The sequence below is a fragment of the Achromobacter pulmonis genome (assembly GCF_002885955.2).
In the GTDB taxonomy this organism is placed as follows: Bacteria; Pseudomonadota; Gammaproteobacteria; order Burkholderiales; family Burkholderiaceae_B; genus Achromobacter; species Achromobacter pulmonis_A.
The window spans coordinates 422,654-446,766 of sequence record NZ_POQS01000007.1 but is presented as its reverse complement, the minus strand read 5'-3'; the positions used below and the strand labels follow the sequence as shown (position 1 = coordinate 446,766).

Sequence of the window (24,113 nt, the reverse complement as noted above, 5' to 3'; positions counted from 1 at the left end):
GCCTCATGTCCACCACCACCGCCATTTCCCCGCCGCAGCCGCAACCGGCCCGCCACGGGCTGTCGCGCCAGCTGCGGCTGTACGCCGCCACCTTCGCGCGCAACAAGTCCGCGATGCTGGGGCTGGCCATCGTCGTCGGCTTCCTGCTGGTGGCGCTGTTCGCGCCCTGGCTGGCGCCCTATCCGGAAGACGCGGCCGGCTCCGTCAAGCTGGCGCAGAAGCTGCTGCCGCCCAGCCCGGCGCACTGGTTCGGCACCGACGAAATGGGCAACGACATCCTGTCGCGCGTGCTGCTGGGCGCGCGCACTTCGCTGCAGATCGGGCTGACCATCACCGGCATCGCCGTGCTGATCGGCGTGCCGCTGGGCGTGATCGCCGGCTATTTCGGCGGCCGCGTGCAGGAGCTGATCATGCGCGTCACCGACATCTTCCTGTCGGTGCCGGGGCTGGTGCTGGCCATCGCCATCGTGGGCGCGCTGGGGCCGGGCATCCTGAACGCCATGATCGCGCTGTCGCTGGTGTGGTGGCCGGGCTATGTGCGGCTGGTCCAGGCCAAGACGCTGTCGCTCAAGGGCGAGGTTTACATCGACGCCGCCCGCATGATGGGCGCCGGGCCGCTGCGCATCGTGTTCGTGCACATCCTGCCCAACTGCGTCTCGCCCATCGTCATCAAGGCGTCCATGGACATGGGCATGGCGATTCTCAGCGCGGCCAGCCTGGGCTTTCTGGGCCTGGGCGCGCAGCCGCCCTCGCCGGAGTGGGGCGCGATGATTTCCGTGGGACGCAACTATTTGCCGCAATGGTGGTGGTATTCGGCCTTTCCTGGCCTGGCCATCTACCTCACGGTGCTGGGCTTCAACCTGATCGGCGACGGCCTGCGCGACGTGCTCGATCCCAAGCAGCGGAGCTGACACCATGACGGCTCCCCTGCTGGAATTCGACGACTTCCGCCTGCATTTCGACACCTTCGACGGCTGCTACCAGGCGCTCGACGGCGTCACGCTCAGCATCGCCCCGGGCGAAAGCCTGGGCATCGTGGGCGAAACCGGCTGCGGCAAGTCGGTCACCGCCAAAAGCGTGCTGGGGCTGGTTCCCAGCCCGCCGGCGCGCGTGGCCGGCGGCGACCTGCGCTACCGCGGGCAGAGCCTGCTGGGCCTGGACGAAGCCGCCATGCGCAGGATACGCGGCGTGGAGATCGCGATGATCTTCCAGGACCCCATGACGTACCTGAATCCGCTGTTCACCATCGGCGACCAGATGTCGGCCGTGATCGCCGCGCACGACGCCGCCAAGCCGCGCGCGCAACGCCGCAGCGCGCGCCAGCGCCGGCAACTGGCCGCGGACATGCTGGCGCGCGTGCACCTGCCCAATCCGGACACGCAGCTGGCCCGCTATCCGCACCAGCTGTCCGGCGGCCAGCGTCAGCGGGTGCTGATCGCCATGGCGCTGTCCGGCTCGCCGTCGCTGCTGATCGCCGACGAGCCCACCACGGCGCTGGACGTCACCATCCAGGCGCAGATCCTGGACCTGCTGGACGAACTGCGGCGCGACCTGGGCCTGGCCATCCTGCTGATCTCCCACGACCTGGGCGTGATCTCGCGCGTGTGCGACCGCGTCGCGGTGATGTATGCCGGCACCGTGGTCGAAACCGCGCCGGTCGCCAGCCTGTTCGACGATCCGCGCCATCCCTACACCCGCGGCCTGCTGGCGTCCGTGCCGCATCCGCGCAAGCCGGCGCAGATGCTGGCCGGCATCCCCGGCACCGTGCCCAACCTGCTGCATCCGCCGGCCGGCTGCCGTTTCCAGGCGCGCTGCAGCGCGGCCGTGCCCGCCTGTAGCCAACAGCGGCCGGCCACGGTTTCCCTAGCCCCTCAACACAGCGCCGCCTGCCTGCTGCTGGCCCGGCGCCCGGCCCACGAGCCCGATGCCCATGCTGCTTGAACTGCGCTCCGTCTCCCGAGAATTCCGCATGAACGACGGCCGCAGCCTGCACGCCGTCAGCGACGTGAGCTTCGGCATCGAACCCGGCCAGGCGCTGGGGCTGGTGGGCGAGTCCGGCTGCGGCAAGTCCACGCTGGGCCGCCTGTGCGCGCGGGCGCTGGACCCCACCAGCGGCAGCGTGCACTTCGACGGCCGCGACGTGACCCGGCTGAGCCCGCGCGACCTGCGCGCGCTGCGCCGCTCGGTGCAGTTCATTTTCCAGGACCCGCATTCCGCGCTGAATCCGCGCATGACGATTCTGCGCAGCGTGTCCGAGCCGCTGATCCTGCACACCGACCTGCGCGGCGCGCGCCTGCGCGCGCAGGCGGCCGAACTGATGGAGATGGTCGGCCTGCCGGCCCAGTTCCTGAGCCGCTATCCGCACGAGCTGTCCGGCGGCCAGAAGCAGCGCGTCTGCATCGCGCGCGCCATCGCGCTCAAGCCCAGGCTGCTGGTGCTGGACGAACCCACTTCGGCGCTCGACGTATCGGTGCAGGCGCAGATCCTGAGCTTCCTGAAAGAGCTGCAGGCGCGCTTCAACCTTTCCTATCTGTTCATCTCGCACAATCTGGCCGTGATCCGCGCCCTGTGCCCGCGCGTGGCGGTCATGTACCTGGGCCGCATCGTCGAACAAGGCCCCACCGAAGAAGTGTTCGTCCAGCCCCGCCATCCCTATGCCGAGGCGCTGATCGACGCCATCCCCGTGCCGGAGGGCCGCCAGCCCGAGCGGCGCATCACGCTGCAGGGCGACATTCCCTCGCCCATCGACCTGCCGCGCGGCTGCGCCTTCGCTTCCCGCTGCGGCAAGGCCATCGCGGGCCGCTGCGACGCCGCGCAACCCGGCCTGTACGCCACCGGGGCGGCGCACGAGGCGCGCTGCCACCTGTATGCGCCGGCGCCCTGACACCGAAGCCGGACCGGGAATGGTAAAACTGCACGCTGATACGAGTCGCCCGGCATGACCGCTCTCCTGGACAAATTCGCCAATCAGCTGGACTGGAACCTGCTGCGCACCTTCATGGTGATCGTGCAGGAGCGCAGCATCACGCTGGCCGCGCACCGCCTGTCGGTGACCCAGCCTTCAGTCAGCGCCGCGCTGCGCCGGCTGGAGGAGCGCCTGGAACGTCGCCTGATCGAACGCGGCGGCGCCGCCGCCTTCCAGCCCACCGCTGCCGGCGAGGTGCTGTACCGGCACTGCGCCGATATCTACGGCATCGTCACGGCGCTGCCCAAGGCGCTGGACGCCGCCCACGGCGTGGTGCAGGGCATCGTCACGCTGCACCTGAGCGGACATATCCATTGGCCGGAACTGCCGGCCCTGATCGCCGGCTACCGCCAGCAATATCCGCTGGTGCGCTTTCGCGTCAAGCGCGGAACCTGCGCCGACATCCTCGGCCAGCTCGCCCAGAAGCACGCCACGCTGGGCGTGGTGTCGGCGCGCGACGCGCGCCCGGTGCTGGTGCAGCGCAAGCTGTTCGACCAGGAAATGGGCCACTATATGGGCCACGGCGCGGTCCACGGCGCCGATGATCCGCACGCCGCGCCGGTGATCGGCTTCGAGGACGAGCAGACCGGCTCGCCGCTGGCCGCGCTGTCCGTGCACCGCATACGCGCCGGCCTGGAAGGCCCCACCGTGGCCGAGGCGCCGGACTGCGAATCGCTGGCCGCGCTGGTGCGCGCCGGCGCCGGCATCGGCGCGCTGCCCAGGCGCTATGCCGCGCAGGACCCCGGCATGGCCGAACTGCCGCTGCCGCCCATCGTCCTGCCGGTCTACCTGGCCCGCCACGAACAGGCCGGCCTCAGCCCCGCCGACCAGCGTTTCCTACAGTACCTGGAAAGCCAGGGCTGCCTGCCCGCGCAACCCTGAGCCGCGCGGCGCGCGCCTAGCGGTTATCATCGACGCTGCCCCGCCGACTCGTGTGCGGCTCATTCCCAGGCGCTGCGCATCCATGTCGTTTCCCCGACTTCCCTCCCCGCCCACGCTGACCGATACGGTCGCCAAGCAGCTGCGCGCCGAGATCGACACGGGCCGCCTGCCGCCCGGCGCCAAACTGCCGCCCGAGACCACGCTGGCGCAGCAGTTCGGCGTCAGCCGCACCGTCATCCGCGAAGCCGTGTCCCGGCTGCGCCAGGACGGCGTGGTCGAGGCGCGCCAGGGCAGCGGCGTGTACGTCACCGCCGCCACCGGCAACCGCCCCCTGCGCATCGACGCGGCCGAGCTGTCCTCGATCGAGGCGGTGCTGCATATCGTGGACCTGCGCCGCGCGCTGGAAACCGAAATCGCCGCGCAGGCCGCCGCCATGCGCAAGAAGCAGGACATGGCCGACATCGACGCGGCGCTGGCCGCGATCTCGCAGGCGGTCGCGGACGGCGGCGACGGCGTGAAAGAAGACGTGGCGTTTCACCGCAGCATCGCGCGCGCCACCGGCAACCCGTACTTCCTGACCACGCTGGCCTTCGTCAGCCAGTTCCTCGAAGCCGCCACCCGCGTCACGCGCGGCAACGAGGCGCGCCACGCCAACCTCATGCGCGACGTACTGCAGGAACACGCCGCCATCGTCGAAGCCATACGCAACAAGGATGTCGACGGCGCGCGCGAAGCGGCCCGCATCCATATGGTGAACGCAGCCAGGCGGCTGCGGCAGGCGCATCGTTAGGCAAACGCCTTGGCGAATGCCTTGATGAAAAAATCCCGTGTACCGAAGTTCCCCGACTTCAGCGCAATGCTGATGTCCCCTTGCGCGGCGGGCGCATAGCCCGCGCACCACGGCACGCCCGGGTCGATCTGTTCGCCGATGGCGATCTGCTCCAGGCCCAGCGCCTGCACCACCGCGCCCGAGGTCTCGCCGCCGGCCACGATCAGCTGTCGCACGCCGCGTTCGACCAGCCCGGCCGCGATGCGCGCCAGCGCCGCCTCGACCAGCGCGCCGGCGCGTTCGGCGCCCAGCGCGCCCTGGGCCTGGCGCACCTGCTCGGGCTGCGCGGTGGAATAGATCAGCACCGGTCCGTCGGCCAGCCGCGGCGCGGCCCAGGCCAGCGCCTCGCCGGCCACGTCGTCGCCGGCCGCCAGCCGCAGCGGGTCCAGCGCCAGCGCCGGCCGCCCGCTTTCGATGAAGGCCGCGACCTGCCCGTTGGTGGCGGCCGAGCAGCTGCCGGCCAGCACCGCCTGCGGCCCCGGCACGCGCGCCAGTGCGGCGCGCCCGCCGGGCGCCAAACCCCAGTTGGCCGGCAGGCCGATCGCCACGCCCGAGCCGGCGGTCACCAGCGGCATGCCGCGCAGCGCCGGGCCCAGGGCCAGCAGGTCGGCGTTGCCGACCGCATCGACGATGGCGATCCCGACGCCCTCGGATGCCAGCTCGCGCATGCGCGCGCCGATCGCGTCGCTGCCGCGCGCCACCACGGCATAGTCGATCAGCCCGACCTTGCGTGAGGTCTGCGCCGACAGCACGCGCACCAGGTTGGGATCGGTCATGGGCGTGAGCGGATGATGCTGCATGCCCGATTCGTTCAGCAGCACGTCGCCGGCGAACAGATAGCCCTTGAACACCGTGCGCCCGTTGTCCGGAAAGGCCGGCGTGGCGATGGTGAAATCCGTGCCCAGGCGCGCCATGAGGGCATCGATGACCGGACCGATATTGCCCCGCGGCGTGCTGTCGAAGGTGGAGCAGTACTTGAAATAGATCTGCTCGGCGCCCTGCGCCTGCAGCCAGTCCAGCGCCGCCAGCGACTGCGCCACGGCCTCGTCGGCGGGCAGGGTGCGGGTTTTCAGCGCCACCACCACTGCGTCGGCGTCGCCGCGCAGCGGCGCGCCCGGCACGCCGATGGTCTGCACCGCGCGCATGCCGGCGCGCACCAGATTGTTGGCCAGGTCCGTGGCCCCCGTGAAATCGTCGGCGATGCAACCCAGTTTGAGGCTCATTTCGGCTCCGGCAGGAGGATTCCCGGAAAAATCTTGATCACGGCGCTGTCGTCCTCGCGGCCATGCCCGGCCGACGAGGCCTGCATGAACATCTGGTGCGCGGTCGCCGCCAGCGGCAGCGGAAACTTGCTGTGGCGCGCGGTGTCCAGCACCAGGCCCAGGTCCTTCACGAAGATGTCCACCGCCGACAGCGGCGCGTAGTCGCCGGCCAGGACGTGGGCCATGCGGTTCTCGAACATCCAGCTGTTGCCGGCGCTGTGGGTGATGACTTCGTACAGCGCGTCGGCGTCCACCCCTTCGCGCAGGCCCAGCGCCATGGCCTCCGCGGCGACCGCGATATGCACGCCGGCCAGCAGCTGGTTGATGATCTTGACCTTGCTGCCCGCCCCCGCCCGGTCGCCCAGGCGATACACCTTGCCGGCCATCGATTCCAGCACGCCGCCGCAGGCCTCGTAGGCGGCCGGCCGGGCGGCGGTCATCATGGTCATTTCGCCCGCGGCGGCACGGGCCGCGCCGCCGGAGATGGGCGCGTCCACGTACAGCACGCCCAGCCCGGCCAGGCGCGCCTCCTGCGCGACCGACCAGTTCGGGTCCACGGTGGAGCACATCACGAACACGGCGCCCGGGCGCAGCGCGGCGGCGATGCCGCCGTCGCCGTACAGCACCGCCTCGGTCTGCTGTGCGTTGACGACCACGCTGATCACGATGTCGCAGGCCTGCGCCATCTCGGCCAGCGAGGCGCAGGCCACGCCGCCCTCGGCCGCGTAGGCCTCGGCCACGCCGGGCCGGATGTCGTAGGCATGCACCTCGTGGCCGGCGCGGCGCAGGCTTTGCGCGATGCCCGCGCCCATGGCGCCCAGGCCGATCACGCCGACGCGGCGCGGAGTAGTCTGCGGATGGTTCATGGTATGGAGATCCAGAAAGCCCGGCGTTCAGCGCGGCAGGTCGTCGGCCAGGTAGGCGCGGATGATTTCGGCGAAATCGCGCTCGCCCTGCAGCCCCAGCGCGGCCGCGCGCGTCGTGTCCCAGCGTCCGGGCCAGCTGCCGACGATGCGCTCGACCCGTTCGTCCGCCTGCCAGGCGATGCGGTCGGCGACCTCGTCGCCGGCCACCTCGCGCAGCGCCTGCTGCATGTCGCCGGCGGTGACGGACACGCCCGGCAGGTTGATCGGCCGGCGGTCGGCCACTGCCGCGGCCGGCAGCTCGCAGCCGGCGATCAGCGCCTGGATCGCGCCGCGCGGCGACAGCAGCCACAGCCGGGTATCGGGGCCGACCGGACAGACCGCCGCCTCGCCGTTGAGCGGTTCGCGGATCATGCCGCTGGCGAACGACGAGGCCGCCGCGTTCGGACGGCCCGGGCGCACACTGATGGTCGGCAGGCGCAGCACGCGGCCATCGACGTAGCCGCGCCGCGTGTAGTCGGCCAGCAGCAACTCGGCAATCGCCTTTTGCGTGCCGTAGGACGACTGGGGATTGAGCGCGGTGTCGTCGCGCACCGTCTCGGGCAAGTCGCCGCCGTACACCGCCACCGAACTGGTGAAGATCACGCGCGGGCGATGGCCGAGCTGGCGGCAGGTTTCGAGCAGCGCGCGCGAGGCGTCCAGGTTGATCCGCATCCCCAGGTCGAAGTCGGTCTCGGCCTGGCCGCTGACGATGGCGGCCAGGTGGAAGATGACGCGGGTATCGGCGTCGATGGCCTGGCGCAGCACGGCCGGATCGGCGATGTCGCCGACCAGCGACCGCATGCGCGGATCGGCGCAGGCGCCCGCCTCGGCCACGTCCAGCAGATCGATCCGGCCGATGGGCTGGGGCGCGCCGCCATCCAGCGCCAGCGCGCCCCGTTCCAGCAGTTTGCGCGCCAGCCGCTGGCCCAGAAAGCCCGCGCCGCCAGTAATCAGTATTTTCATGATGAGTGCCCAGTGCCGCAAAGATAGGGTCGCGCCCAGCGCAGGCCGGCGGAGGTGCCGGCCTTGGGGCGGTATTCGCAGCCGATCCAGCCGGCGTAGCCCAGCGCGTCGATGCGCTCGAACAGATAGGGGTAGTTCAGCTCGCCCAGGTCGGGCTCGTGGCGGTCCGGCACGCCCGCGATCTGGATGTGGCCGATGCCCGCCATGTCGCGCTGCAGCTTCATGGCGATGTCGCCTTCCACGATCTGGCAGTGGTAGATATCGAACTGCACCTTGAGGTTGTCGGCGCCGACTTCGGCGCAGATGGCCTGGGCCTCGTCCTGGCGGTTGAGGAAAAAGCCCGGCATGTCGCGCGGGTTGATGGGTTCTATCACCACGGTGATGCCTGCCGGCGCCGCCGCCAGCGCGGCCCGCGCCAGGTTCTCCAGATAGGCCTGGCGATGCGCCTCGCGGTCCTGGTCCGGGCGGATCAGGCCGGCCATCACGTGCAGCCGGCGGCAGCCCAGCGCGGCCGCATATTCCAGCGCCCGGTCCAGGCCGCGGCGGAATTCGTCCTCGCGGCCGGGCAGCGAGGCGATGCCCCGCTCGCCGGCTTCCCAATCGCCGGGCGGCGCATTGAACAAGGCCTGCGTCAGGCCGTGATCGGCCAGCCGCGCCTTGAGGTCGGCCGCCGCGAATTCGTAGGGAAACAGGAACTCCACGCCGGCAAATCCATCGTCCGCCGCCGCCTTGAAGCGGTCCAGGAACGGGTGCTCGGCATACATCATGCTCAGGTTAGCGGCCAGGCGCGGCATGGCGGCTCCTAGTAGCGCGCGCCGAAGACGGCGCGCAGTTCTTCGATGGCCTCGGCGCTCAGCGGCTGCGGGCGCGGATCGCTCATCAGCCACAGCCTGGCCGTTTCTTCCAGTTCTTCCAGCGCATGAGAGGCGTGCGACACGGAGCGCTCCCACACCACCGGCCCCAGCCGCTCGAACAAGGCCCCGCGCACCTGCGCCGCCACGGCCGCGACCTCGGCCGCGGCCTGCGCATCGCCCGGACGGCGATAGCCGATCAGCGGAATCCGCCCCACCTTCATGACCTGGTAAGGCGTGATGGGCGGCAGCACTTCGTCGGTCCGCCACACGCCGGCCAGGGTCAGGGCCACCAGGTGGGTGGAATGCGTATGGACCACGCCGCGCGACTGCGGGCTGGTGCGGTAAATGCCCTGGTGCAGCGCCAGGGTCTTGGAAGGCTTGGCGCCCGACACCCAGTTGCCGGCCGCGTCCACCTTGGCCAGCTGCGCCGGGTCCAGCCGGCCCAGGCAGGCGTCGGTGGGCGTGATCAGCCAGCCGTCGTCGAGCCGCGCGCTGATGTTGCCGGCCGCCCCGACCGTGTAGCCGCGGTCGTACAGGCTGGCGCCTACCGTGCAGATTTCTTCGCGGATGCGGGCTTCTTCGGACATGGGAAACAGCGCTGGAAGTAATCGGGTCATCATACAACTTTGACGATTCCCCACACCTAGGGCTAACCCGTTGGCGGCGGCCGTTCCCGCGCCCACCGATCCAGCGCCAGGGCCATCAGGCATGTCAGCGTGGGGTACAGCATGCTCAGGTTGCGCATTTCCGCCGGCGAGCAGAACAGCAGGAAGAGCGGCAGATTGATCCACAGGGCCAGGCGCGCGTGCCGGCGCAGCGCCGGCGGCAGACGCTCCCAGCCGGCGGCCGCCACGCCGGCCAGCGCCAGCGCGCTCACGATGCCGAAGCCGCGCGGCAGCAGCACGCCGTAGGTGCTTTCCGTCAGCAGCCAGTTGCCCGGATTGACGTAAAAGCGCAGGGTATGCAACAGCTGATAACTGACGGTTCCCCCCGGATTGCCGGCATAACGCAAGCGCAGCGCCAGGTATACGCAGCCGCTTATCGCCAGCATGCCCATCACCAGCGCGCCGGCCTGCCAGCGCGGCAGCCCGCGGCGCAACAGCGGATAGAGCGAGAGCGCGAAAAAGAAAAAGGCTTCCTTGTTCCAGGCCGCCACGCCGGTCAATACCAGCAGCCCGAGCATGCGCAGCGGCCGGCGGCGATCCGCGCCCAGCGCCAGCAGCACCGCGCCCATCATGAACAGCAGTTCGAAGAAGTCGTAGAAATAGCCGCCCCCGGTCAGGAAGAACGGCAGCAGCAGCGCGACGGCGGCCGGCGCCAGGGTCGCGCCCATCCGGTCGGCGCCGGCCCGCAGACATACGCGCCGCATGACGAAAAGCGCGGCCACCAGCGCGAGAAAGGCCAGGTAATAGACGAGGTGATAGCGCAGCGCGACCGCGGGGATCAGCGATTCCGAGGCCGGATAGCGCATCGCCAGTCCCCAGCGGCTGTCGACCCGCTCCGGCCGCGCCAGACGCGCGGAGATGCGCGCTACCATCGCCGGCGGCAGCAGCGCCTGGATGCCGTTGGCCAGCGCGGGCACGAATTGCCGGTACACATAGGGACGGTGGGCCGTGCCCTCCACCATGTGCGCCAGGCTCAGGGCCGGATTGCCGTCATTGAGCCGCCACTTGGTGTAGAAGCCGTTGAACGCCGCGGCCGCGACCACCACATAGGCGCAGCACAGCAGGAACCGGCGCAAGCCCGGACGCTCGAAGGCGAACATTCGCGCCAGCGCAGTCATGTTCATGCTCCCAGCAACAGAATGGCCGCCGCCGCCCAGGCCAGCACCGCCAGGCGGATCTGGCCGTCGGCCAGCAGATCGCGGCCCGGCTCCTGGCCCGCGCCTTCCCGGTACAGCAGGTACAGGTAACGGAACACCCCGAAGGTGACGATGGGCAGGGTGGCGATGAGATGGTCGGTGCCGTGCAGCGCCGCGACCTCCGGGTCCACGGTGTACAGCCCGTAGGCCAGCAGGCTGGCGCAGGCGGTGATGGCGACCAGCGCATCCAGCAGCTGCGCGCTGTAGTCTTGCAGCACGCTGCGCGCGCCTTCGGACCGCACGGCGATTTCGGCGCGGCGTTTGGCGAACCCCAGGAACAGGGTCAGCATGAAACTGCACAGCAGCATCCAGCGCGAGGGCGCGATGCCTACCGCATACGTACCGCAGGCCAGCCGCAGCATGAAGCCGGCGGAAATACAGAACACGTCCACCAGCACGTGATGCTTCAGGCTCAGGCTGTAGGCGACGTTGAGCAGCAGATAAACCGCCACGGCCAGCGCCACCGCCCACTGCCCCGTGCCCAGCGGAATGGCCAGGGCGCCCCAGGCCAGCAGCAGCATCAGCGCGCGCGCCTCGCGCAGCCCGACCCGGCCGGCCGGGATGGGACGATGGCGCTTTACGGGATGCGCGGCGTCGGCGCCGCGGTCGTGGTAGTCGTTCAGCACGTAGGCCGCGCTGGACGCCAGGCAGAACGCCACGAAGCCCACGCACACGGCGAACACCAGGCGGGGATCGGCCCAGCCGTTGCTGAAGATCAGGCCGATCAGCACGAAGCCGTTCTTCAGCCATTGCTGCGGACGCAGTAGCGTGATGACGGCGCTCATGGAAGCGCCCGCGGGAAGGACTGCGGTGGTAGGGTCATGCGGCTGGCGCGACGGAATCCGTCCGTTGAAGTGCCGCAGACTATGCCAGCGAAAGCACGGCGCCCGGGACGCCGCCGCGCTTTATCAGACTCATGCCCGCCGCAGCGGGCGGCGCCGGCTTACGACGCGTCAGCCTTGAAGGCGCCCTCTTCCTCCAGCACCTGATTGGCGGCCTTGAAGGCGTCCAGGCCCGCCGGAATGCCGCAGTACACGGTGGCCTGCAGCAGGATCTCCTTGATCTCCTCGACCGTCACGCCGTTGTTGAGCGCGCCCTTGACGTGCAGCTTGATTTCGGCCGGACGGTTCAGCGCCGTCAGCATGGCCAGGTTCAGCATGCTGCGAGTCTTTTTCTCCAGGCCGGGCCGGCCCCAGGTGTAGCCCCAGCACCACTCGGTGGTGATGTGCTGGAACGCCATCATGAACTCGTTGGCCCGGGCCATCGAGCCGTCCACGTATTCGCTGCCCAGCACCTCGCGGCGCAGTTCCAGGCCCTGGTCGAACAGGGCCTGGGTTTCGGATTTGATGTCTGCCATGGTTGCTCCTTTGATGTTGCCGACACTCGGTGAGCAACATTCTTGACCATGGCGGACCGGCGCGCAATCATGGCCGGCCCCGCGGCTGGGCCGGCTTCGCGCCTCAGTCGTAGCGGAAGGTGGCGGTCAGCATGGCCGAGCGGCCCGGCGCCACGTAGCTGAACAGGCCCACGTGCGAGGCTTCGTATATGGTCTCGTCGGTCAGGTTGTTCAGGTTGAGCTGCAGGCTGAAGTTGCGGTTGAACTGGTAGGACGCCATCGCGTCGTAGCGCCAGTACGAGGGCAGCTGGTAGACGTTGGCGTCGTCCACGTAGCGCTTGCCGGTATAGGTGGCGCCGGCGCCCACCGTCAGCTCGGGCATGAGGCGGTAGGTGCTCCACAGGCTGGCGCTCTGGCGCGCAATGAACTTCATCTGGTTGCCGCTGTAGTCCGTGCCGCCGCTCTGGTAGCTGGTGACCTTGGGGTCCATGTAGCTGTAACCCGCCCACACCTGCCATTTCGGCGTGATGGCGCCGGCCGCGCCCAGTTCGATGCCGCGCACGCGGTTGCTGCCCGACAGCGTCACGTCGCCGGTGATCGGGTCGGCGCTGCGCGCGTCGGTCTTGCGGGTCTCGAACACCGCCGCCGTCAGCGACAGGCGCTCGTCGAACACGTCCCACTTGGTGCCCACTTCGATGCTGCGGCTCTTTTCCGGCGCCAATTGCGCCGTGTCCGCGGTCAGGCGGCCGCCGGCCGCGCCGTCGGCGCCGCCCGACTGGGCCGCGGTTTCGCCGGACGGGTTGGACGAAGTGCCGTAGGACACGTAGATGCTGCCATTGGGCGCGGGCTTGTAGACCAGGCCCAACTGGTAGTTCCACATATTGTCGGTGCGCTGCGCATCGCCGCTGGTGACGCGGTAGTTGTCATAGCGCAGGCCGACGTTGGCCTCCCATTGCTCGCTGAACTTCATCGTGTCGAACAGGTAGGCCGCGCGGGTGATGGTTTCGGCGGCGTCGTACCTGGGGCCCCAGCTCAGGCTGCCGGTATAGGCCTGGTGCGGGTTCGGGTGGTAGAGATCGTCGATCAGGGCCTTGTCGAAGCCGCCGCGGGGCACGCCGTCGCGCTTGATGATCTTCTCGTTGCTGTATTCCAGGCCGGCCGCATAGCTGTGGCGCACGCCGCCGGCGAGGAATTCGCCGAACAGGTCGGTCTGGTTGATGAAGGACCGGTTGGTCTGGTTCAGCGTGCGCAGCGCCTTGGTCATCTGCACGCCCGGCGCCTCGGTGGAGCACGGCGCCACGCCATAGGCCGGATTGGGCCGCCCGCCCGTGCGCGCCGCGCAGTTGTCGAACGAGGGGCGCGTCATGGCGTATTCGTTGCTGGACTGGGTGTAGCGCGTGCCGTTGCGCAGCTTCAGGCTGTCGCTGAACTTGTGCTCCACCATCAGGGTGCCCATGTCGGCCTGGTTCTTGCGGTAGTCGCGCCCGACCAGCCCGTAGTAGTTGTCGCGGTCCACGTCGGGCGGCGTCACGCGCCCGGGGCGCGATTCGTTCTTGAACGGGATGCCCAGGTCGGGCGTGTCGTCGTTCTGCAGATGGTAGTAGCTGAGCGTGACCTGGGTCGGCGTGCCCAGGCCCCAGGTGAACGACGGCGCCACGCCCCAGCGGTCGGTCTCGACGTGGTCGCGGCCCGGGATGTCGCCGCCCTGCTTCATGAAGTTCAGGCGGAACGCCGAACTCTCGCCCAGCCCCCAGTTGGCGTCGCCGGTCAGGCGCCAGTTCTTGTCGGTGCCGACGCCGACCGTGCCTTCGACGAAGTCTTCCAGCTTGGGCGTCTTGCTGACCAGGTTGATGCTGCCGCCGGTCGAACCGCGCCCGGTGTAGGCCGAGCTGGGGCCCTTCAGGATCTCGACCGATTCCAGGTTGAAGGTCTCGTGCGAGAAGCGGCCCAGGTCGCGCATGCCGTCGACCATCATGTCGGTGCTGGCCTCGTAGCCGCGCACGAAGGGCCGGTCGCCGGCGGGCGTGCCGCCCTCGCCCGCGCCGAAAGTGATGCCGGGCGCGGTGCGCAGCACGTCCATCAGCGACGAGGCGGCGCGGTCCCGCATCAGCTGCTCGGTGATCACGGTCACCGAGCGCGGCGTGTCCAGCAGGGGCGCCGTCATCTTGGGAGACGAGGCGACGTTCGCCTCGTAGCCGTCGCTGACCGCCTGGCCCTGCACCTGCACGGGCGACAGTTCCGGCACCGCTCCCGGCGCCAGGCTGCCCTGCGCCAGGACCAGGCCCGGCGACATCAGGGCGCCGCAGACCGCGGCGTAGATCGTGGAATTCGTAGACGAAATGCTGCCGCCGGCCTTGGCGCCGGCCGTCAAACTCTCTGCTTTGCTCATTGGACTCTTTCGGAAACCGCCCCGCGGCGGGTGCGCTATGGATGCGCTCTTGGTTTTATAAGAAGGCCAATGATATTCATTACCATTATTGCATTCAACTATTTGTCAGGCTTTATTCAGAAATTCGTCATTTTTGTCGAATTTTCTGGCCGATTAACAACACCAGGGGATAGGCTAGGATGCGAAAACGCGGGCCGTTGCCCGGAAGGAGAGTTCCATGCCGCCCATCCGCCATTTGCTGCGCGCCGCCCTGCTGGCCGAGCTTTTGCCCTGCGCGGCGCAGGCCGAGACGGTCATGCTGCAGGCGCAGCAGGCGACGGCGAGCGCCGATCCGGCCACCTCGGCCCGCACGGTGGAAATCACGCTGAAGCCGGAAAGCGCCAAGGCGCTGGCCGACTTCACCCGCGCGCGCGTCGGCCAGCGCATTCAGCTGCGCGCCGACGGCGTGGTGCTGTCGTCGGCCACCCTCATGGCCCCGCTGGAAAGCGACAACCTGCGCATCGTCGCGGGCGAACATGGCTTCGAAGGCAAGTCCGCCGAAGAGATCGCCCAACGCATCATGAAGGCCGGCGGGCTGACGATAGGCGACGAAAACCGGTAGCGGCGCGCCTCAGGGCTGGGACGCGCGCAGCGCCAGCGTGGCGGTCAGCGCGGTCCGTCCCGGGCGGGACGCCACCTCCAGCCTGCCGCCCACCCGCTCGATGCGGGTGTGCATGCTGCGCATGCCCACGCTGATACCGGCCCGCAGCACCGCCGCCACATCGAAACCGGCGCCGTCGTCCTCGATCAGCAGCTCCAGGCTGTCGGATTCGGGCTGGCGCAGCGCCAGCTCGACGCGGCGGGCGCGGCTGTGCTTGAGCACGTTCACCAGCGATTCCTCGACCAGCCGGGTCAGCGCCATGCACTGCAAGGCGCTGGGCGGCGTGCGCCACTGCGCCGGGACCGCCCAGCTCGCGCGGATCTCCAGTTCGTCGAAAAGCTGCATGAAACGGTGGCGCAGCGGCGCGATCCACTCGCGCGGGGTGGCTGGCACCTTCACGCCCGCGCTCGATCCGCTGTCTATGGTCTGGCGCAGGTCGTCGCGCAACAGCTTGAGCATGGACAGGAACTGCTGGCTCTGCACCGGCTGGCTGGCCTGCTCCACCGCGGCCATCATGCGCACCAGCGAACCGCCCAGGCCGTCGTGCAGGTCGTGGGCGATCTGCAGGCGGTCCTGCAGGCGCGCATTGGCCAGCGCCAGCGCGTGCTCGCGCTCCAGCGTCGTGGCCAGCTCGGTGCGCGCCTGCGCGATGCCCACGGCCAGATCCTGGCTGAAGCGTTCGATGCGGCGCACGTTGCGCGCGTGGCGCAGCCCCAGCACGGCCGATATGCACAGCGTGACCACCACGCTGGTGAACGGCGTATACGCGGTGTCGCTGGAGATGAGCTTGAGGATGCGCAGCAGGTCATGGACGCTGACGGCCAGGAACACCAGCAGGCAGGCCGCCAGCATGAGGTTTTCGGGCCGCCGGGTGCGCCAGGCGTGGAACGGGAACTGCAGGCAGTTCGCGAAAAAAATGGCGGACGCGGTCAGCACCGCGGCCAGCCGGACCTCGGGCAGCTGCGCCCGCGGCGCCAGGGCCACCGCCGCCAGCAGCGCCGCGGACAGTATCCACAAGGCCTTTTCGGTGCGCGGCAGCGATTGCTCGCCGAAGCGCCACGTGAAAATGCAGAAGCACGCCACGTACAGCACCAGCACCATGGCGTTGGCGCGCGCCGCCCCGATGCTGTCGGCAAATGGCCAGGGGCTGGTGACCAGCACGTTGGCGATGAACAGCACCCAGAACAGCGCCATCAGCGCATACCAGCCAAAGGCGCGCTGCTCGCGGCGCATCAGCCAGATGCAGAAGCACAGCCCGCCCAGGACGGCCGACACGATCAGGTTGAGCATGAACAGCGTGCGGTTGCGCCACCGCAGGTCCTCGTAGCGCCGCAGCAGCGGGCCGGGCTCTCCGAGGTAGACCGGCCCCAGGCCGGGCGTCTGCTCGGCCACGCCCACCACCCGCAGCCACAGCGTGTTCACGCCATCGCGCATCAGGGCCTCGGGGATGAGCCAGTAGCGCGGCATGTTCCAGCTGCGCGACAGGGGCTCGCTCAGCTGAGGATCGCTCCAGATGCGCGCATCGTTGACGTAGACCTCGCCAGCCATGACCACCGATTCGAGCACCAGCGCCACCGGCCCGGCGCGCCCGTCCGGGCACTGCGCCCGCCAGTCGATGCGATACCAGGCCGTACCGCTGTAGTCGGGCCAGCGCGCGGTCCAGTCATCGGGCAGCGTCACCGGCCGCCATGCGTCCGGCCCGGGACGGCCGCCCTCGGCATCGCCCTGCGCCGATTGGATCGACAGCACCTGGGCCGTGCATTCCGCCTGCGCCCATACCGGGGAAAAAGCCAGCGCCAGCCACAAGACCGCCAGCCGGATCGCCAGCCTCAATCGAGCAGCCCCCGCGACCGCGCGGCGTGGATCGCCCGGGTGCGCGAGGAAACAGCGAGCTTGCGGTAGATGTGCTTGACGTGGCATTCGACGGTGTAGCGCGACAGGTGCAGTTCCTCGGCGATTTCGCGGTTTCCCAGCCCCTCGGATACTAGGCGAAGAATCTGGTTTTCGCGAGGACTGAGCGTCTCGCCGGCGGCCGCGCCTGCCGGCTCCGCCGGCCTGGGGCGCAATTCCTCGATGATGCGGCGCGCGACGAAGGGGTCGATGGGCGCGCCGCCGCGCAGCACGCTGCGGATCGACAGCGACACCTCCAGGTCGTCGCGCTCCTTGAGCACATAGCCGGTGGCACCGGCCCGCAGCGCCGCCAGGATCGCGTCCTCGGTGCTCCAGGCCGAAATGACCAGTATCGCCAGCCCCGGATCGGCCGCGTGCATTTCCGTGATCAGTTCGGTGCCGTTGCCGTCGGGCAGGCCCAGGTCCACCAGCGCCAGGGCCACGGGCTGCGTGGCCAGGCAGGCGCGCGCCTCGGCCAGCGTGGCGGCGAACACCAGCGCCTCGGGCGCATACCCGAGCTGCAGCAGCAGGCCTTCGAGCCGGCGGCAGATCAGGGGTTCGTCCTCCACCAGCAGCACCGGGGCAGGCAGGGTCGACTCGGAAGCAAGCATGGCGACGGTCATGAGAAAGGCGCGGGCGGCATTGCCCACGCCGAACTATGACGCAGTCGCAGCCGGCCGGGTATCCCTGGAAGTTGGTATTCGCAGGGAATATAAAGCAAATGCCGGCGCGCGCCTTCAGGCGATGCCCGAAGCCGGCAGGCGCGCCGGCAGCTGATCGGCGGGACGGCTCCTGATCATGTCGGTCAGTTCGCGCCGCCGGGCCGCGTAGCCGGGATCGTCGAACAGGTTGTCCATCTCGTCCGGATCTTCGGCCAGGCAGTACATCTCGCCCGCGCCGCTATCCAGTTCCAGCGTCAGCTTCCAGTCGCGGGTGCGAGCCGTGCGCAGCTTCAGTTCGACCCCGCAGCGCGAGGCCGCCACGTCCCATTCGCTGAGCGCGAACGCGCGGCCGGCATCCCGGCCTTCGAGCAGCGGACGCAGGCTGCGCCCGTGCACCGGCCCCAGGGCCGAGGCGCCGCCGTAGTCGTACAGGGTGGCGGCCAGGTCCAGCGTCGACACCGGATCGGCCACCTGCCGGCCGGCCTCGATGCCCGGACCGCTGGCCACCATGGCCACGCGCAGCAGGCCCTCGTACGGCATCGGCCCTTTCAGCATCAGCCCGTGGTCGCCCAGCCACTCGCCGTGGTCGGACGTGAAGATCACGATGGTGTCCCGGTCCAGCCCGTACTCGGCCAGCGCTTTCATGACGCGCCCGACCTGGTGGTCCACCAGCGAAATCATGCCGTAGTAGTTGGCGGTGATGCGCCGCAGCGCCGCTTCGGACGGCGTCGGCATGCGCGAGAAGTTCTGGCGCAGCGCCTGCACCTCGGCATTGCCCATGGGCTTGCTTTCCATGCTGGCCCGGTGCCACCACGGCCGGCGGTCGTAGTCGGTGCTGCGATGGCGCGGCAGATCGACCTCGTCGGGATGATGCAGGCGCGACCAGGGCTCGGGGCAATCGAAGGGATGGTGCGGATCGGGAAACGAGGCCCACAGGCAGAACGGCCGCTCCTGGCCATGCCGGCGCAGGTATTCGATGGTCCGGTCGCCGATCCAGGCCGAGTTGTGCCAGGCCGCCGGCAGCGCCGAATTGAAGGTCTGTGGCGCGCCGCTGGGCGGCCCCAGGTCCTTCTGGTAGAGCTGGTTGCGCAGTTCCCCCTGCCCGTCGCCGTAGTGCCAGCGCGAATGGTGCAGGCCGCCCGGCAGCGGCGTGGGCAGCCAGTAGTTGTGGCCCTCGACCACCAGCTCCACGTGCTCGAAACCCATGTACGGGCCGTTCCAGCCCGGCCCCAGGGCCGCCTCGCTGTACTGGCACTCCGGACGCCCCGTGGCCTCGAAGGTGTGGTGAGTGGAGAAGTGCGCCTTGCCGATGAAGCCCGTGTCGTAGCCCGCGGCGGCCAGGCTGCCGGCAAAGCCGGCCTCGCCGGTGCGCAGGTCCAGGTCGATGCCGTTGTCGCACACCCCGTGCGTCAGCGGCAGCAGGCCCGTCAGCATGGACGCGCGCGACGGCTGGCAGACCACGTTGGGCGTGATGCAGGCCGAGAAGTGCGTGCCGTTGCGCGCCAGCAGGTCGATGTGCGGCGTCTTGACCCGCCGTCCGGCGTAGCCCAGGCAGTCGCCGCGATGCTGGTCGGTGGTGATGAGCAGGATATTGGGACGTTTCATGGCTGGTTTCATGGCTGTCTGGCGGCTGCGGTCTTGATGTCGGCGAGCATGGGAGCGAAAACACGGGTGTCGCGGGCGATGCGCTGGCGCAGGCCCTCGGCGCCTTCGTCGCCCACGATCATGCCCTGGGCCTGCATCTTGTCGCGCAGCTCGGGGCTCTTGAGCGCGGCGGCCACCGCCTTGCCCAGCGCCTCGACCACCGGCGCCGGCGTCCTGGCCGGCGCGAACAGGCCGAACCAGCTATAGAAGGTGTAGCCGGGCACGGCCTCCTTGATCATCGGCAGATCGGGCGCGCCCGCGATGGGCGCCGTGCCGGCGTTGGCCAGCCCGCGCACCTTGCCCGCCCGGACCTGCGGCAACGCCGTGCTGGCCACGATGAACATCAGATCGACCTGGCTGCCCATCACCCCCACGAAGCCCTGCGGCGCGGCCTTGTACGGCACGTGCTTGAGCGATATGCCGGCATCGTGCTCGAACAGCGCCATGGCCAGATGATGCGTCGAGCCCAGCCCGCCGCTGGCGTAGGTGATCGTGTCCGGGCGCGCCCGCGCCTGGTCCAGCAGCTCGCGCAGCGAGCCGAACGGCGCCGAGGGCGAGGCCACCAGCACGTACTGCAAGGTGGCCAGCGTGGCGATGGGCGCGAAATCCTCCGTCCGGTACGGCGCCTCCTCCATCAGATAAGGCGCCGCGGTAAACGAAGCGTCCAGGCCCAGCAGCAGCGTATAACCGTCGGGCCTGGCCCGCGCCACGGCCTGCGAGCCGATGATGCCCGCGACCCCGGCCCGGTTCTCGACGATCACCGGCACCTCCAGCCGCCTGGCCAGCTCCGCGGCCACCAGCCGGCCCGCCACGTCCGCGCCGCCGCCGGGCACGGAGGGCACGATGAGCGTGATCGGCCGGTCGGGGTAGGCCGCGGCGGCGGCCAGCGGAATCGCCAGGCACAGCATGGCCAGCGGCGCGCGTATGAAATTCAGCATGATCGTCTCCTTCCCGCCGCGCGCCTCGTCGGCGGGCGCGCTGGTCATGACGATCATGGAACAGCGGCACATTCCGGTCCAATGATATATTTTGGCCTTTCCATATCAATGTTGATATGTAGATGCAGCCCGCCGACGACTCCCCCGCCCTGCCGCCCGGCTGGTATCTGCGCGGGCGGCTGCGGCTGCGCCACCTGCACCTGATGCGGGTGCTGGACGAAGTCCACAACGTCGGCCTGGCGGCCCGGCGCCTGGCCACCACCCAGCCGGCCGTATCGCGCATGATCGCCGAACTCGAAGACATGCTCGGCGCGCGCCTGTTCGACCGCACGCCCAAAGGCACCTTCCCCACGCGCCACGGCGAATCGCTGATCCGCCATGCGCGCTGGGTGCTGGGCGACCTGGAACGCATGAGCGGCGAATGGTCCGGCGCGCCGGACCTGGACGTCGAGACCATCAGCATCGGCGTCAACTCCACCGCCGCCGCCTTCCTCGTGCCGCGCGCGCTGCTGCGGTTCAAGCAGCAGGCCGCCAACGTCAACGTGCTGGTGCGCGAAGGCTCGCTCGAAGCGCTGGCCCCGGAGCTGTACACCCGCAAGCTCGACCTGCTGGTCGCCAGGCTGGGCGAGGCCGTGCGCAAACCCGACCTCGCCAGCCAGGTGCTGTATGAAGAGCCGATGTGCGTCTGCGCGCGCGCCGGCCACCCGCTGGCCGGCGAACCGGGCGTGCCGTGGCAACGGCTGGCCGCCTACCCATGGATCATGCCGCCGCGCGGCAGCCCGGTGCGCATCGGCCTGGACATGCTGCTGCAACGCCATGGCGTCTATCCCTACGCCCGGATCGAATCGGCGTCCGCGCTGAACAACACCATCCTGATGAACAGCAGCGACACCCTGTCGCTCATGCCGCGCTGCGTGGCCCGCCACCTGGCCCGCGGCCAGGGCCTGGCCATCCTCGACATCGACCTGCCGCCCGTCTTCGGCCCCATCGGCCTGGTCCGCCATTGCAGCCTGGACCTGTCTCCGCACATGCGGGGGCTGATCGAATGCCTGCAAGCGGTGGCGAGCGTCGCGCCGGACGGGGAGGCAGTTGGGCGTTGAGCAGGTACGAATTTTTCCGTACACTACATTTTTGTACGTGATTTTCCGTACATGAAGGATGCGCCATGACCACACAGCACGAAGAAAGCATCATTGCGGCGCTCAAGCAAAAGCCCAAGCGCAAACACCCCGGCCCGGAACACAACCCGTCCCAGGAAACGCGAATCACAGAGCAGGTGCCGAGCGACGTCATCGCCTGTCTACGCGAGCTCATCGGCCAGGAACTTGAGCGCGTGGACGAGCCCCGAACCGCTCGCCTGGACGCCAGATTGACCGCGAAAGAACGCGCTGTCATTCAACGCGCAGCCGATATTTCCGGCCGCTCGCTCTCCGACTTCGTGGTGCACGCGGCCCACCAGGCCGCACTGCGCCAGATCGAGCATCAGGTGATTTTGCGGCTGTCCAAACGGGACTCCGAAACAATCGCCGCAGCGATTGACGCCGAACCATCCGAACCGACGGCCGCGCTCAAACGCGCGGCGACGACGCGGAAAAAGATCCTGCGTCAAGTCGAAGGCCAATAAGGGCTGACACGGCATGGCGTTCCAATTCGCGCCCTTCTCGAAGTCGATTGACCGTAGGGGGTTTTGCTGCGGCAACCCGGAACTCGATAGGTATTTTGTTGAACGGCTGGGACAAGATGAGGAACGAAATTCCGCGCGTGCGCATCTGCTTCTGAGCGACGACATGGTGGCGGGATTCTTCACGCTTTCGGCTGGCGCGGTGGAATTGACACGCCTGCCGCAGGCCAGGGCCTGGGCGGCGCGCTCCTGATCGAGGCGCTTGAACTGGCAATCTCGGGTCCACTCGCGGTGACAGTGGTGCTGGTTGACGCAAAGGATGACGAAGCGGCAGCGTTTTATCGCAAGTATGGTTTTATCGCCCTTCGGGACGTGGATCCGTTGAAGCTTTTTATGACCGCGAAGAATGCGCGCAGCGCCATAGAACAGCCGAGCGCATAGCGTCCGACCTCCCCACGCCCGCATGTAAACGGTCTTTGAGCGAGCGAACGCAAAAAAGCCGGCAGCGCTTGTGCGATACCGGCTTTCAGCTTGAGGCGTCGGGAAACACCTTCATGAATTCGACCACATTGAGTGGTCGGGGCGAGAGGATTCGAACCTCCGACTCCTGCGTCCCGAACGCAGTACTCTACCAGGCTGAGCTACGCCCCGATTTACTACCTACTACTTTCAGCTTCGCCGTGCTCAGTACGGCTGGGCTGTCCTGCCTTTCTCTCGGTCCCGATACCGCTGAATTTGTTCAGCGATCTCTGTTTACCGCGAAAGCGCAGAATTCTAACAGAGATTTTTGAAAAGGGGAAATGGGATAGTCGGAAAGTGCTTTTTTGGCCAGTTCGGCCTCGGCGATTGCGGCCTGGCGGGCGTGTTCCAGGGCGTCGGTCGCCTGGATGGCGGCGGCCACGGCGGCGAAGTCGGCGTCACCGGTCTTGATGGCGTCGCGGATCAGTTGCTGCTGTTCGGGCGTGCCCACTTCCATTACGCGGATCAGCGGCAGCGTGGGCTTGCCCTCGCGCAGGTCGTCGCCCACGTTCTTGCCCAGCGCGGCGGCGTCGCCGCTGTAGTCCAGCACGTCGTCGACCAGCTGGAAGGCGGTGCCGACATGACGGCCGTAGGCCGCCGCGGCGGCTTCCTGCTCGGGCGTGGCGCCGGCCAGCACGGCGCCGACCTGGGCGGCGGCCTCGAACAGCTTGGCGGTCTTGTAGCGCACGACCTGCAGATAGCGCTCCTGCGAGACGTCGGGGTCGTGCACGTTGAGCAGCTGCAGCACCTCGCCTTCGGCGATGACGGTGGTGGCCTCGGACAGGATGCTCATGACGCGCATCGAGTCGGCCTCGACCATCATTTCGAAGGAACGGGAATACAGGTAGTCGCCCACCAGCACGCTGGCGGCGTTGCCGAACACCGCGTTGGCGGTTTCGCGGCCGCGGCGCAGGTCGGATTCGTCGACCACGTCGTCGTGCAGCAAGGTGGCGGTATGGATGAATTCCACCACCGCGGCCAGCAGCTGGTGATGCGTCCCTTCATAGCCCAGCGCGCGGGCCACCATCAGCACCATGGCCGGCCGCATGCGCTTGCCGCCGGCGCCGATGATGTAGTCGCCGATGGTGCGGATCAGGACCACGTCGGAGTTCAGCCGCTCGCGGATAACCGCATCGACGGCTTTCATATCGTCAGCAATGGGGGCAATGAGCGCGGGGAGATTCAAGACGTATCCGGAGTGTGAAACGAGCCGTAGGGTGTACGCGTGACGGCTCTTACCGCTGGACCGCCGGACCAGGCCGGGGGATTCGACCAGCGATTATACGGGGAGTAACGTGCGCGGGCGCGCGCCGGGCCGCCGCCGGCCGGCCCGGCGGAACTCTGGGACCGAAGGCGCAAGGCCTGGCGATGCCGCATGAAGCCTGTACGCCACACCTAAGCCCTTACCCTACAAGCGCTTTTTGACTTTCCGCGCATCTCGGGCTAATATCCTCGATTCGGTCAGCAATGGCCGAATTACGTCGGTTTCATTTATGCCGAGTGATTTGTGCCAGATGCACGTGGTGCTCCTGCAATCCGGAGCACGGCAGGCAGGCACAGCGCGCAGCCCGCCCAGCAGGGCCGGCCAGGCAAATGGACCTTTTTACCTATTTAAGGAACACCCCATGTACGCGGTCGTAAAAACCGGTGGCAAGCAGTATCGCGTTGCCGCTGGCGAAAAACTCAAGATAGAACAGATACCGGCTGACATTGGGCAAGAAATCACCCTGGACCAAGTGCTGTCCGTGGGCGAAGGCGACCAGCTGAAAGTTGGCACGCCCCTCGTCTCCGGCGCCGTGGTCAAGGCAACGGTTCTTGCGCAAGGCCGCCACGACAAGGTCAAGATCTTCAAGATGCGCCGTCGCAAGCACTATCAGAAGCGTCAGGGCCACCGTCAGAACTACACCGAAATCCGCATCGAAGCCATCACGGCTTAAGTAGCGACTCGGTACC

Annotated in this window: 25 protein-coding genes, 1 tRNA gene and 1 pseudogene; 12 read left to right on the top strand and 15 right to left on the bottom strand. The window is 68.6% G+C overall.

All coding sequences use genetic code 11. From position 1 onward, the window contains the following. Nucleotides 1-5: 5 nt before the first annotated feature. From nikC to C1I89_RS26350, 5 genes are all read left to right on the top strand, one after another. Entirely contained in the window at nucleotides 6-911 is a 906-nt protein-coding gene (gene nikC, locus C1I89_RS26370) for a nickel transporter permease (protein ID WP_102775336.1), read from the top strand. Between the two features lie 4 nt (nucleotides 912-915). Beyond that, nucleotides 916-1,941, top strand: a complete 1,026-nt coding sequence (locus C1I89_RS26365) for an ABC transporter ATP-binding protein (RefSeq protein WP_102775335.1) — start codon at nucleotides 916-918, stop codon at nucleotides 1,939-1,941. After that, the gene (locus tag C1I89_RS26360) at nucleotides 1,931-2,884 is read left to right on the top strand and encodes an ABC transporter ATP-binding protein (RefSeq protein WP_246842534.1); all 954 of its coding nucleotides are present in this window, start codon (nucleotides 1,931-1,933) and stop codon (nucleotides 2,882-2,884) included. Before C1I89_RS26365 ends, C1I89_RS26360 begins: the two co-directional genes overlap by 11 nt. Before the next feature lie 54 nt (nucleotides 2,885-2,938). Next, nucleotides 2,939-3,847: a LysR family transcriptional regulator gene (locus C1I89_RS26355; RefSeq protein ID WP_102775333.1), complete on the top strand. Its 909-nt coding sequence runs from the start codon at nucleotides 2,939-2,941 to the stop codon at nucleotides 3,845-3,847. A gap of 82 nt (nucleotides 3,848-3,929) precedes the next feature. Continuing rightward, entirely contained in the window at nucleotides 3,930-4,637 is a 708-nt protein-coding gene (locus C1I89_RS26350; RefSeq protein ID WP_102775332.1) for a FadR/GntR family transcriptional regulator, read from the top strand. Here C1I89_RS26350 and otnK read toward each other — a convergent pair. From otnK to C1I89_RS26305, 9 genes are all read right to left on the bottom strand, one after another. Beyond that, entirely contained in the window at nucleotides 4,634-5,899 is a 1,266-nt protein-coding gene (otnK, locus tag C1I89_RS26345; RefSeq protein ID WP_102775331.1) for a 3-oxo-tetronate kinase, read from the bottom strand. The genes C1I89_RS26350 and otnK overlap by 4 nt on opposite strands. Continuing rightward, nucleotides 5,896-6,804: an L-threonate dehydrogenase gene (gene ltnD / locus C1I89_RS26340; protein WP_102775330.1), complete on the bottom strand. Its 909-nt coding sequence runs from the start codon at nucleotides 6,802-6,804 to the stop codon at nucleotides 5,896-5,898. Before ltnD ends, otnK begins: the two co-directional genes overlap by 4 nt. Nucleotides 6,805-6,831: 27 nt before the next feature. After that, nucleotides 6,832-7,806, bottom strand: coding sequence for a D-erythronate dehydrogenase (gene denD, locus C1I89_RS26335; RefSeq protein ID WP_102775329.1), 975 nt, complete (start codon nucleotides 7,804-7,806; stop codon nucleotides 6,832-6,834). Next, on the bottom strand, nucleotides 7,803-8,600 hold the full coding sequence (gene otnI, locus C1I89_RS26330; protein WP_102775328.1) for a 2-oxo-tetronate isomerase: 798 nt from the start codon (nucleotides 8,598-8,600) through the stop codon (nucleotides 7,803-7,805). The genes denD and otnI overlap by 4 nt, the downstream gene beginning before the upstream one ends. Before the next feature lie 8 nt (nucleotides 8,601-8,608). After that, complete coding sequence (gene otnC, locus C1I89_RS26325) at nucleotides 8,609-9,247, bottom strand: 3-oxo-tetronate 4-phosphate decarboxylase (protein WP_102775327.1); 639 nt, start codon at nucleotides 9,245-9,247, stop codon at nucleotides 8,609-8,611. A gap of 62 nt (nucleotides 9,248-9,309) precedes the next feature. Beyond that, nucleotides 9,310-10,443, bottom strand: coding sequence for a hypothetical protein (locus C1I89_RS26320; protein ID WP_258231529.1), 1,134 nt, complete (start codon nucleotides 10,441-10,443; stop codon nucleotides 9,310-9,312). 2 nt (nucleotides 10,444-10,445) lie between these two features. Further along, nucleotides 10,446-11,306, bottom strand: a complete 861-nt coding sequence (locus C1I89_RS26315; protein ID WP_102775325.1) for a decaprenyl-phosphate phosphoribosyltransferase — start codon at nucleotides 11,304-11,306, stop codon at nucleotides 10,446-10,448. 158 nt (nucleotides 11,307-11,464) lie between these two features. Then, on the bottom strand, nucleotides 11,465-11,878 hold the full coding sequence (locus tag C1I89_RS26310) for a carboxymuconolactone decarboxylase family protein (protein ID WP_102775324.1): 414 nt from the start codon (nucleotides 11,876-11,878) through the stop codon (nucleotides 11,465-11,467). Between the two features lie 103 nt (nucleotides 11,879-11,981). Next, nucleotides 11,982-14,246 carry a TonB-dependent receptor gene (locus C1I89_RS26305; protein WP_102775323.1) on the bottom strand — a complete coding sequence of 755 codons (2,265 nt, stop codon included), beginning with the start codon at nucleotides 14,244-14,246 and terminating at the stop codon, nucleotides 11,982-11,984. A 217-nt stretch (nucleotides 14,247-14,463) separates the two neighbouring features. On the opposite strand from C1I89_RS26305, the gene C1I89_RS26300 reads away from it, so the two are divergent. Continuing rightward, nucleotides 14,464-14,847, top strand: coding sequence for a SecDF P1 head subdomain-containing protein (locus C1I89_RS26300; RefSeq protein ID WP_102775322.1), 384 nt, complete (start codon nucleotides 14,464-14,466; stop codon nucleotides 14,845-14,847). 9 nt (nucleotides 14,848-14,856) lie between these two features. On the opposite strand, the gene C1I89_RS26295 is transcribed toward C1I89_RS26300, so the two are convergent. From C1I89_RS26295 to C1I89_RS26280, 4 genes are all read right to left on the bottom strand, one after another. Beyond that, entirely contained in the window at nucleotides 14,857-16,806 is a 1,950-nt protein-coding gene (locus tag C1I89_RS26295) for a sensor histidine kinase (RefSeq protein ID WP_102775321.1), read from the bottom strand. Beyond that, on the bottom strand, nucleotides 16,716-17,399 hold the full coding sequence (locus tag C1I89_RS26290; protein WP_102775382.1) for a LuxR C-terminal-related transcriptional regulator: 684 nt from the start codon (nucleotides 17,397-17,399) through the stop codon (nucleotides 16,716-16,718). The genes C1I89_RS26295 and C1I89_RS26290 overlap by 91 nt, the downstream gene beginning before the upstream one ends. 114 nt (nucleotides 17,400-17,513) lie before the next feature. Beyond that, nucleotides 17,514-19,043, bottom strand: a complete 1,530-nt coding sequence (locus C1I89_RS26285) for a sulfatase-like hydrolase/transferase (RefSeq protein WP_102775320.1) — start codon at nucleotides 19,041-19,043, stop codon at nucleotides 17,514-17,516. A gap of 8 nt (nucleotides 19,044-19,051) precedes the next feature. Beyond that, nucleotides 19,052-20,020, bottom strand: a complete 969-nt coding sequence (locus tag C1I89_RS26280; protein WP_181391053.1) for a tripartite tricarboxylate transporter substrate binding protein — start codon at nucleotides 20,018-20,020, stop codon at nucleotides 19,052-19,054. A gap of 122 nt (nucleotides 20,021-20,142) precedes the next feature. Between C1I89_RS26280 and C1I89_RS26275 the strand changes: the two genes are divergently transcribed. The 5 genes and pseudogenes from C1I89_RS26275 to C1I89_RS36000 all read left to right on the top strand — a co-directional run bounded on the left by C1I89_RS26275 (nucleotide 20,143) and on the right by C1I89_RS36000 (nucleotide 22,082). Further along, the gene (locus tag C1I89_RS26275) at nucleotides 20,143-21,120 is read left to right on the top strand and encodes a LysR family transcriptional regulator (RefSeq protein WP_102775318.1); all 978 of its coding nucleotides are present in this window, start codon (nucleotides 20,143-20,145) and stop codon (nucleotides 21,118-21,120) included. Nucleotides 21,121-21,185: 65 nt separating this feature from the next. Continuing rightward, nucleotides 21,186-21,644, top strand: a complete 459-nt coding sequence (locus C1I89_RS26270; protein ID WP_102775317.1) for a type II toxin-antitoxin system TacA family antitoxin — start codon at nucleotides 21,186-21,188, stop codon at nucleotides 21,642-21,644. Nucleotides 21,645-21,657: 13 nt separating this feature from the next. Beyond that, nucleotides 21,658-21,894, top strand: a complete 237-nt coding sequence (locus tag C1I89_RS34930; RefSeq protein WP_219929610.1) for a hypothetical protein — start codon at nucleotides 21,658-21,660, stop codon at nucleotides 21,892-21,894. Beyond that, nucleotides 21,876-21,938 (top strand): annotated as a pseudogene (locus tag C1I89_RS36005) (hypothetical protein); the annotation flags it as partial. The gene C1I89_RS34930 and the pseudogene C1I89_RS36005, both read left to right, overlap by 19 nt. A gap of 3 nt (nucleotides 21,939-21,941) precedes the next feature. Further along, entirely contained in the window at nucleotides 21,942-22,082 is a 141-nt protein-coding gene (locus C1I89_RS36000) for a hypothetical protein (protein ID WP_440130665.1), read from the top strand. A gap of 133 nt (nucleotides 22,083-22,215) precedes the next feature. On the opposite strand, the gene C1I89_RS26260 is transcribed toward C1I89_RS36000, so the two are convergent. Both C1I89_RS26260 and ispB read right to left on the bottom strand, forming a co-directional pair. Further along, nucleotides 22,216-22,292 (bottom strand) — tRNA-Pro (locus C1I89_RS26260). A gap of 88 nt (nucleotides 22,293-22,380) precedes the next feature. Beyond that, entirely contained in the window at nucleotides 22,381-23,346 is a 966-nt protein-coding gene (ispB, locus tag C1I89_RS26255; protein ID WP_102775316.1) for an octaprenyl diphosphate synthase, read from the bottom strand. Nucleotides 23,347-23,785: 439 nt separating this feature from the next. Between ispB and rplU the strand changes: the two genes are divergently transcribed. Next, nucleotides 23,786-24,097 (top strand): 50S ribosomal protein L21, encoded by a 312-nt coding sequence (rplU, locus tag C1I89_RS26250; RefSeq protein ID WP_006216228.1) that lies wholly within the window; start codon nucleotides 23,786-23,788, stop codon nucleotides 24,095-24,097. Nucleotides 24,098-24,113 lie beyond the last annotated feature (16 nt).

Coding starts and splice junctions, on each gene's coding strand:
- C1I89_RS26350 (WP_102775332.1), top strand. CDS start 3,930: ATGTCGTTTCCCCGACTTCCCTCCCCGCCCACGCTGACCGATACGGTC.
- otnI (WP_102775328.1), bottom strand. CDS start 8,600: ATGCCGCGCCTGGCCGCTAACCTGAGCATGATGTATGCCGAGCACCCG.
- rplU (WP_006216228.1), top strand. CDS start 23,786: ATGTACGCGGTCGTAAAAACCGGTGGCAAGCAGTATCGCGTTGCCGCT.
- C1I89_RS26300 (WP_102775322.1), top strand. CDS start 14,464: ATGCCGCCCATCCGCCATTTGCTGCGCGCCGCCCTGCTGGCCGAGCTT.
- C1I89_RS26295 (WP_102775321.1), bottom strand. CDS start 16,806: ATGCCACGTCAAGCACATCTACCGCAAGCTCGCTGTTTCCTCGCGCAC.
- nikC (WP_102775336.1), top strand. CDS start 6: ATGTCCACCACCACCGCCATTTCCCCGCCGCAGCCGCAACCGGCCCGC.
- C1I89_RS26275 (WP_102775318.1), top strand. CDS start 20,143: ATGCAGCCCGCCGACGACTCCCCCGCCCTGCCGCCCGGCTGGTATCTG.
- otnK (WP_102775331.1), bottom strand. CDS start 5,899: ATGAGCCTCAAACTGGGTTGCATCGCCGACGATTTCACGGGGGCCACG.
- C1I89_RS26305 (WP_102775323.1), bottom strand. CDS start 14,246: ATGAGCAAAGCAGAGAGTTTGACGGCCGGCGCCAAGGCCGGCGGCAGC.
- C1I89_RS26365 (WP_102775335.1), top strand. CDS start 916: ATGACGGCTCCCCTGCTGGAATTCGACGACTTCCGCCTGCATTTCGAC.
- otnC (WP_102775327.1), bottom strand. CDS start 9,247: ATGTCCGAAGAAGCCCGCATCCGCGAAGAAATCTGCACGGTAGGCGCC.
- C1I89_RS26290 (WP_102775382.1), bottom strand. CDS start 17,399: ATGACCGTCGCCATGCTTGCTTCCGAGTCGACCCTGCCTGCCCCGGTG.
- C1I89_RS26310 (WP_102775324.1), bottom strand. CDS start 11,878: ATGGCAGACATCAAATCCGAAACCCAGGCCCTGTTCGACCAGGGCCTG.
- C1I89_RS26270 (WP_102775317.1), top strand. CDS start 21,186: ATGACCACACAGCACGAAGAAAGCATCATTGCGGCGCTCAAGCAAAAG.
- ltnD (WP_102775330.1), bottom strand. CDS start 6,804: ATGAACCATCCGCAGACTACTCCGCGCCGCGTCGGCGTGATCGGCCTG.
- C1I89_RS26280 (WP_181391053.1), bottom strand. CDS start 20,020: ATGCTGAATTTCATACGCGCGCCGCTGGCCATGCTGTGCCTGGCGATT.
- C1I89_RS26285 (WP_102775320.1), bottom strand. CDS start 19,043: ATGAAACGTCCCAATATCCTGCTCATCACCACCGACCAGCATCGCGGC.
- C1I89_RS26315 (WP_102775325.1), bottom strand. CDS start 11,306: ATGAGCGCCGTCATCACGCTACTGCGTCCGCAGCAATGGCTGAAGAAC.
- C1I89_RS26355 (WP_102775333.1), top strand. CDS start 2,939: ATGACCGCTCTCCTGGACAAATTCGCCAATCAGCTGGACTGGAACCTG.
- denD (WP_102775329.1), bottom strand. CDS start 7,806: ATGAAAATACTGATTACTGGCGGCGCGGGCTTTCTGGGCCAGCGGCTG.
- C1I89_RS34930 (WP_219929610.1), top strand. CDS start 21,658: ATGGCGTTCCAATTCGCGCCCTTCTCGAAGTCGATTGACCGTAGGGGG.
- C1I89_RS26360 (WP_246842534.1), top strand. CDS start 1,931: ATGCTGCTTGAACTGCGCTCCGTCTCCCGAGAATTCCGCATGAACGAC.
- C1I89_RS26320 (WP_258231529.1), bottom strand. CDS start 10,443: ATGACTGCGCTGGCGCGAATGTTCGCCTTCGAGCGTCCGGGCTTGCGC.